This is a genomic window from Streptococcus sp. HMSC065C01, from assembly GCF_001813525.1.
Lineage (GTDB): Bacteria > Bacillota > Bacilli > Lactobacillales > Streptococcaceae > Streptococcus > Streptococcus parasanguinis_V.
The window spans coordinates 50,596-58,657 of the sequence record NZ_KV812846.1 but is presented as its reverse complement, the minus strand read 5'-3'; the positions used below and the strand labels follow the sequence as shown (position 1 = coordinate 58,657).

General features: G+C 45.7%; 4 protein-coding genes. 3 read left to right on the top strand and 1 reads right to left on the bottom strand.

All coding sequences use genetic code 11. From position 1 onward, the window contains the following. Both HMPREF2918_RS11590 and HMPREF2918_RS03705 read left to right on the top strand, forming a co-directional pair. Positions 1-1,638: GBS Bsp-like repeat-containing protein (locus HMPREF2918_RS11590; protein ID WP_256263186.1), on the top strand; the 1,638-nt coding region annotated here is incomplete at its 5' end. Between the two features lie 139 nt (positions 1,639-1,777). Further along, on the top strand, positions 1,778-4,228 hold the full coding sequence (locus HMPREF2918_RS03705) for a GBS Bsp-like repeat-containing protein (protein ID WP_070594621.1): 2,451 nt from the start codon (positions 1,778-1,780) through the stop codon (positions 4,226-4,228). A gap of 447 nt (positions 4,229-4,675) precedes the next feature. Here the strand turns inward: HMPREF2918_RS03705 and HMPREF2918_RS03700 are convergent, their stop codons facing one another. After that, a complete protein-coding gene (locus tag HMPREF2918_RS03700; RefSeq protein ID WP_070594620.1) occupies positions 4,676-5,539 on the bottom strand; it encodes an RluA family pseudouridine synthase in 864 nt (287 codons plus the stop codon). Positions 5,540-5,642: 103 nt separating this feature from the next. On the opposite strand from HMPREF2918_RS03700, the gene pbp2a reads away from it, so the two are divergent. After that, positions 5,643-7,877 carry a penicillin-binding protein PBP2A gene (gene pbp2a, locus HMPREF2918_RS03695; RefSeq protein ID WP_049496391.1) on the top strand — a complete coding sequence of 745 codons (2,235 nt, stop codon included), beginning with the start codon at positions 5,643-5,645 and terminating at the stop codon, positions 7,875-7,877. Positions 7,878-8,062: the final 185 nt, after the last annotated feature.

Sequence of the window (8,062 nt, the reverse complement as noted above, 5' to 3'; positions counted from 1 at the left end):
ATGAAAGACATCATCTGGTACACTCCAACTCGTCAAGCAGACGGTTCATATACTGTAACGGCCAAAGCCAGTGACCACGAAAACGCTGATGGCCAGTATGAAGCGCAGGTCTTCTATGTGGATGCTAACGGACAAAACAAGTTTGTCAAGAAAGCCTTTATCGATTACACAGCTTCTAAACCATCTGCTGATCTGACCATTACAAAATCAGAAAAAGATGGGACCTTCACCATCACAGCTAAGAACCTTCAAGGCTTCGATGGCTACAAGGAAGTGAAGATTCCATTCTGGTCTCATGCCAATGGGATGAAAGATATCATCTGGTACACGCCAACTCGCCAGGCAGACGGTTCATATACTGTAACAGCCAAAGCCAGTGATCACGAAAACGCTGATGGCCAGTATGAAGCGCAAGTCTTCTATGTGGACGCTCAAGGCCAAAACAAGTTTGTCAAAAAAGCCTTTATTGATTACAAAAATCAATCTCGTCCAACCGGTACTCTCTTGATCCAAAACAACAACAAGGATACAGGTACCTTTGATGTCATCATCAAGGATGTCTACAGCCCTAAAGGGGTACAGACTGTGCAAGTTCCTACTTGGTCTGATAAGGACGGCCAAGACGATATTCGCTGGTATGAAGCAACACGCCAAGCGAACGGAGATTACAAGGTATCGGTCAAAGCTAGTGACCACAAAAACTCTACTGGTAAGTACCATGTTCACCTCTATTACATTCAAAATGATGGTTCTCGGATTGGTATTGGTACCACAACAACAGACGTAGAAGTTAGAAATGCCATGACTAAGACGCAGGCTTCTATCAAGAATGTCAATGCAACGAACGGGACTTATACAGTAGCTGTAGATCAAGCGCCTCAGGGACGTCAGATTAAGAACATTCGTGTCGCAGCTTGGTCTAAAGCTCATCAAGAAAATCTTTACTGGTATTCCGCAACACCGACAGGTATGCACACAGAGATCACTGTCTCTGCCAATAATCACGGTAATGAAGCGGGCAACTATACCACTCACGTCTATGTAGACTACAAAGATGGTGGCGTTGAAGGTTTTAACCTCGGTCAGACAGCCTTGTCTCCACGAAATCAAAAGGTGAATCCACAAACAACCTATTATTCTCAACGGGATCCTCGTTGGGCTGGGAAATATTACGGTGTGAGCAATGTCGATCAGTCAGGTTGTGTGCCAACCTCTCTTGCTATGACCTTTACAGATATCCTAGGTAGAACTATTTTGCCAACAACAGTAGCTGATTATCTCTACAACAATACTGATTCATTCAACAAAGGTGAAGCAGGAACAGATTCTGATGGGATTGTAGCTGCCACTCGTAACTGGGGCTTGAAGAGCCAATTGATTAATGGAGCTGGAGGCATTGCAGAAGCCCTCATGGCTGGCAAGCATGTACTTGCTGCAGTAGGTAATAGCCAATTTACTAGTGATCCTTATACTCATGAATTGGTCTTGCATGGTTATGACAATGGAAGAACCTATGTTCGCGATCCATATAATAGCGGCAACAACGGCTGGTACTCTATCAATTATCTTCACTCTATTAAGAGTAAGGACCCGATGGATAACAAGCTTGGAGCACCTTTCTTCTCAATTTTTGCATAAGCTAATCAGAAGGCCAATCTGGCCTTCTGTTTTCTTTAAAAATAGGATTCTTCTCACGATATTGTTTCTTGATCCGGCGGTTTGTGCTATAATACTACTATGTGGGTAGAATCCGTATAAAAAATTGTAAGGAAGATACATGAAAAAGAAAGATCTTATTTTTTATGCTGGGACAGCCGTTTTGTTGGCTTTCTCGACACAACAAGTCAAAGCCGATGAGCAACATGCGTCTGATCAAACACCAGAAAATACATCAGCTGTCGTTGCAACAACTTCATCAGAAGCACAGAATACCGTGAGCGAAGGAGTAGTAGTTGAGAAAGGTATTCAGACAGAAAATACCGTTGCAACAGAGGCAGCACCTATCACACCGACTCTTAGTAATAACCAGTCTTCTGACAAGGGCACTAGCGACAAGGTTGTATCAGAGCAACCAGCACCAGCTGTGGTAGCTAGTCGCGCACCATATGGCGCACGCGCACGAGTGGTAGCAGCAAGAAATGAGAGTGTTCCTCAACAGGAATCTCCAGTTTCCGCAGATTTGACTATTGCAAAATCAGAGTCAGACGGCACCTTCACCATTACGGCTAAGAATCTTCAAGGTTTGGATGGTTATGAAGAAGTGAAGATTCCATTCTGGTCTCATGCCAATGGGATGAAAGACATCATCTGGTACACTCCAAGTCGTCAAGCAGATGGTTCTTATACCGTAACAGCCAAAGCCAGTGACCACGAAAACGCTGATGGTAAGTACGAAGCGCAAGTTTTCTATGTGGATGCTAAAGGCCAAAACAAGTTTGTTAAGAAAGCCTTTATTGACTATACAGCTCCTAAACCATCTGCTGATCTGACCATTACGAAATCAGAGTCAGACGGTACCTTCACCATCACAGCTAAGAACCTCCAAGGCTTCGACAGCTACAAGGAAGTGAAGATTCCGTTCTGGTCTCATGCCAATGGGATAAAAGATATCATCTGGTACACTCCGACTCGCCAGGCAGACGGTTCTTATACCGTAACAGCCAAAGCTAGTGACCACGAAAACGCTGATGGCCAGTATGAAGCGCAAGTCTTCTATGTAGATGCCAAAGGACAAAACAAGTTTGTCAAGAAAGCCTTTATTGACTACACAGCTCCTAAACCGTCAGCCGATCTGACCATTACAAAATCAGAGTCAGACGGGACTTTCACTATTACAGCTAAGAACCTTCAAGGTTTCGATGGTTATAAAGAAGTGAAGATTCCATTCTGGTCTCATGCCAATGGAATGAAAGATATCATCTGGTACACTCCAACTCGTCAAGCAGATGGCTCATATACTGTAACAGCCAAAGCTAGTGACCACGAAAACGCTGATGGCCAGTATGAAGCGCAAGTCTTCTATGTAGATGCCAAAGGACAAAACAAGTTTGTCAAGAAAGCCTTTATTGATTTCAAAAATCAGTCACGTCCAACTGCTAGTTTCTTAATCCAAAACAACAACAAGGATGCGGGTACCTTTGACGTCATCATCAAGGATGTCTACAGTCCTAAAGGTGTGCGGACGGTTCAAGTCCCAACTTGGTCTGATAAGGATGGCCAAGACGATATTCGCTGGTATGAAGCGACTCGTCAATCAAATGGAGACTACAAGGTATCGGTCAAAGCGAGCGATCATAAAAACTCTACTGGTAAGTACCATATTCACCTTTACTATATTCAAAATGATGGTTCTCGTGTGGGTGTCGGTTCAACGACTACAGAAGTTGAATTCCGAAATGCTCAGACGAAGACACAAACAGGGATCAAGAATGTCAATTCTGGTGCTGGAACCTATACGGTAACGGTGGATCAAGCGCCTCAGGGCCGTCGGATTAAGAACATCCGTGTCGCAGCCTGGTCTCAAGCACACCAAGAAAATCTTTTCTGGTATTCAACAGCACCTTCTGGAATGCATACAGAAGTGCAGGTCTCTGCAGCAAATCACCAGTACCAATCAGGCAACTATACCACTCACGTCTATGTGGATTATGTCGATGGTGGCGTTGAAGGCTTTAACCTTGGTCAAACAGCCCTTCATCCCCGTGCGACAGTAGATCAAACTGCTTTTAGTCCTCGTGTAACGAATGGACAACGGGACCGTGTCTTACGGGCAGCAGCTAGTCTAGTGGGCGTTCGTGGCGGAACTGCAGCTCACCAACAATTGGTCAATGATTATAACAGTGTCAAACCACTTCCGGTTGGTTATGCAGTGAAGACGACCGATGACTGGTGTGATATCTTTGTCACAACAGTCTTCCAGCGGGAAGGTTTGAGCGGTTTGATTGGCCGTGAATGTGGAGTCGAACGTCACATCCAGATTTTCAAACGCTTGGGTATTTGGAATGAGGATGGTACCACTACACCAAAAGCAGGGGACATCATCACCTTTAACTGGGATCAAAATAGCCAACAAAACAATGGCTTTGCGGATCACATCGGAATTGTTGAGAGCGTCTCAAATGGAATCATTCATACCATTGAAGGAAACTCCAACAACCAAGTCCGTCGCAATACCTACCGAATCGGACATGGCAATATCCGTGGATTTGCAACTCCTCGCTATCAATAATAAAAAGGGAGTGGGAAAGAACTCTGACTAGTTAAAAAGAGTTCGTCTTCCCACCCCCGCACAGTTGATTAGGTCATCTTTGGAGCTTAAAAAGCGAACAAAGATGCCAATCAACCACTGCGTCATACAGTTATTTCTATCAAATATAAAAAGGCTGAACAGTTTTTGTCCAGCCTCTTTTTGTGGCTTCTTTTTTGAATGCAGATAAGTTTTTAAAATAAAATGAGAGATTCTGTCAATTGTTTTAAATGATTTTTATCTTTTGAATTATTCGATAATGACTGGAGACTTTACGCAGTGAGAAAAGTGCTTGAAATATTAGAATTTCAAGCACTCGGGAGTTTTGAGACCTTGGGCTCAAAACTAAGTCATGGAACTTCTTTGAAGTTCGCTGACGTCCGTACTCACTTAAGGAAAGTCTCTAAGAATACTATTTCGGTTCTTTTCTTATTTTTTCAACCCTTCTTCGAAACTCTTGGAAGGGGCCTCGACTTGGATGGTTTCAAGGGTTAATGGATTGGTGAAGGTCAAGCGGTGAGCATGGAGCATGAGTCGCTCTCCGCGTGCAGGGTTATAGAGAGGGTCCCCGACAATCGGGTGCCCATGATGGGAGAGATGCACCCGGATCTGATGGGTACGCCCCGTTTTGAGCTGGCATTTGACCAGGCTGTTTCGTCCTATTTTTTTCAGTTGCGTCACCTGAGTTTCTGAGTACTGCCCCTTGCGTGGATCGACCAGGCGCTTGCGCCGATCATGGCGATCGCGTCCGATTTTATCCTTGTAGACGATGGTTTTTTGTGCTAAGCTGCCTTGGATCAAGGCCCAGTACTCGCGTTGGATGTTTTTATCTTCCAAAATACGGTTGAGAATGGGCAGGATAAAAGGATTTTTGGCAAATAAAATCGCTCCGCTGGTTTCCTTATCTAACCGGTGCACGACGTAGCAGGTAGATCCAACATAGCTGGAAACATGGTTGAGAAGAGCAATTTCTGTCGGCTCATTGGCATGGGTTTTCATACCTTCAGGCTTATTGACGATGATGACATGCTCATCCTGATAGAGTTCTTCGACCAGACTCGGGTCTCCGGCTGGGAGCTCTTTTTCAGGGTAATCGTCCGCGTCAAAGATCAGCTGGATCTGGTCTCCTTTTTGAACGGGGCTCTGCCAGTTGATGGTCTCGCCATTGACCAAGACGTGCTTCTTGGTTCGTAAAAAATGCCGGATCTTACGGGGAATGAGGAAGTAGTCCTCAAGCAACTCTTTCACAGTCATCTGGGGAAAGGATTGTGGAATGGTAAATTGATAGTTCATGACCCTATTGTAGCAAAATCTAAGCTTAAAGAAAACTAAATGGGAGAAAGGGATGAGCTATCTTTTCTTGCTAGGACAAGGATAAGGTGTTACAATAACAGGTATGAATAGAATAAAAGAATTATTTGAAAACCTGATCACTTTTTTTAGAAAGGATCATCCGCCCAAAGCGGTGGCAGAAGAAGTGCCAGACACGGAACTACCGGAAGAGACAGTAGAGCCGACCTATAGTCGCTCAGGCAAGCACAGAAGCAAGCCTCTCTCTCAGCATCCCTTCCGTCGTTTTTGGCGCAGATTCCATTTGACCAAGATTCTCCTGATCATTGGGCTAGGCTTTAGCCTCTTGACAGGGGGCTATCTCTTCTATCTTGCTAAGACGACCAACGTCAAGGATTTGCAGAATGCACTCAAGGCGACTACCATTATCTATGATAAGAATGGGGACCAGGCGGGAAGTTTGACCGGGCAAAAAGGAACCTATGTCGAACTCGATGCCATTAGTGAGAATCTGCAAAATGCTGTGGTCGCAACAGAGGACCGGAGCTTTTACAAGAATAGCGGGATCAACTATGGTCGCTTCTTCTTAGCGATTTTGACCCTGGGGCGCTCAGGTGGTGGGTCGACTATCACCCAGCAGCTAGCCAAGAATGCTTACCTGTCTCAAGACCAGACGGTGGAGCGTAAGGCCAAGGAATTCTTCCTGGCGCTTGAAATCAATAAGAAATACAGCAAAAAAGAAATCCTCACCATGTACCTCAACAATGCCTATTTTGGAAATGGGGTTTGGGGAATTGAGGATGCTTCCAAGAAGTATTTTGGGGTTTCAGCCAGTCAATTAAGTCTGGATCAGTCTGCAGTTCTCGCAGGTATGCTCAAGGGACCGGAAATCTATAACCCGCTCTATTCGGTAGAGAATGCGACCAATCGTCGCAATACGGTCCTCCAAAATATGGTGGCGGCTGGTTATATTGACCAGAAAACAGCTGATCAGTCAGCGGCTGTGGATATCCATGGCCAGCTGGTCGATGCCTATGAAGGCAAGTCGGAGGATTACCGCTATCCATCCTATTTTGATGCGGTCATCAATGAAGCGGTCAATGAATATGGCCTGACCGAAGAAGACATTGTCAAAAATGGCTACCGGATCTACACCGAGCTGGATCAAAATTACCAAGCAAGCATGCAGGTGATCTATGACAATACGGCCCTCTTCCCAGTAGCAGAAGACGGCACGCGCGCGGAATCTGGTAGTGTCGCCCTCGATCCTAAGACCGGAGGGGTTCGGGCTCTCGTAGGGCGTGTCGGCAGTGATCAAAATCCAGGATTCCGTACCTACAACTACGCGACCCAGGCTGCTCGAAGTCCAGGATCAACCATCAAACCTTTGGTTGTCTATAGCCCAGCTGTTGCTGAAGGTTGGTCGACCAATAAGGAATTGGACAATAGTACCACCCAATATGGAAGCTATGAGGTTAATAACTATGCGGGAATCCAGTCCAGTCCAACGGTACCGATGTACCAGGCCTTGGCAGAATCCCTTAACCTTCCAGCCGTAGCGACCGCTAATGATTTGGGTCTCGATACGGTCTTTGAATACGGGAAAAAATTCGGACTCAACATGGACAAGGTGGACAAGTCGCTTGCCGTTGCCTTGGGAGCTGGTGTGACAACCAATCCGATGCAGATGGCCCAAGCCTATGGAACTTTTGCTAACGGCGGGGTCATGAATGATGCTCACCTCATTACCAAGATTGAAAATGCAAGTGGCCAAGTGGTCAAGAGCCACAGCCAGAAATCAACCCGAGTGCTTAGTGGTTCAACGACAGATAAGATGACCAATATGATGCTGGGTACTTTCAGTAATGGTACAGGGGTTAACGCTGCGCCTTATGGCTATACCATGGCAGGGAAAACCGGTACGACAGAGACCAGCTTTAACAAGGACCTCTCTGGAGACCAATGGGTGATCGGCTACACGCCAGATGTGGTCATCAGTCAGTGGCTTGGTTTCCCAACGACCGATGAAGGTCATTACCTGACGGACAGTAGTGCTGGAACGGCGTCAGAGATCTTCCGCAATGTTGCCAACAGTGTTCTGCCTTATACAGACGGTACCCAGTTTGACTCGGTGAAGAACTCTTATGCTGAAAACGGCATTGCGCCAGTCGGTGAAGAAACGACAGAAACAGATAGCAAAGAAGACAAAGGTTTCTTTGAGGATGTCAAAGAAAAGGCGTCGAATATGGTCGATGATGCGAAGAAAGCAATCGACGAGGCCGATATCCCAGGAAAAGCGAAAAACGCTTGGGATACCTTCAAAGGCTGGCTTGGTTTCTAATCAAATAGAGAGTGGGACAGAAATTGGTCATTCGTTAGAATTCGATTTCGTCGTCACACCTCCGCACAGTTGAGTAGGGCTGTAAAAGCTGATGAAACCAGTGTAGTAGAGCTCGCTCAACCACTGCGTCTTGCTCGACAAACCAAAAATAATTGAGAGGCTAGGACTTTTGTCCCAGCCTCTAT

Coding starts and splice junctions, on each gene's coding strand:
- HMPREF2918_RS03700 (WP_070594620.1), bottom strand. CDS start 5,539: ATGAACTATCAATTTACCATTCCACAATCCTTTCCCCAGATGACTGTG.
- HMPREF2918_RS03705 (WP_070594621.1), top strand. CDS start 1,778: ATGAAAAAGAAAGATCTTATTTTTTATGCTGGGACAGCCGTTTTGTTG.
- pbp2a (WP_049496391.1), top strand. CDS start 5,643: ATGAATAGAATAAAAGAATTATTTGAAAACCTGATCACTTTTTTTAGA.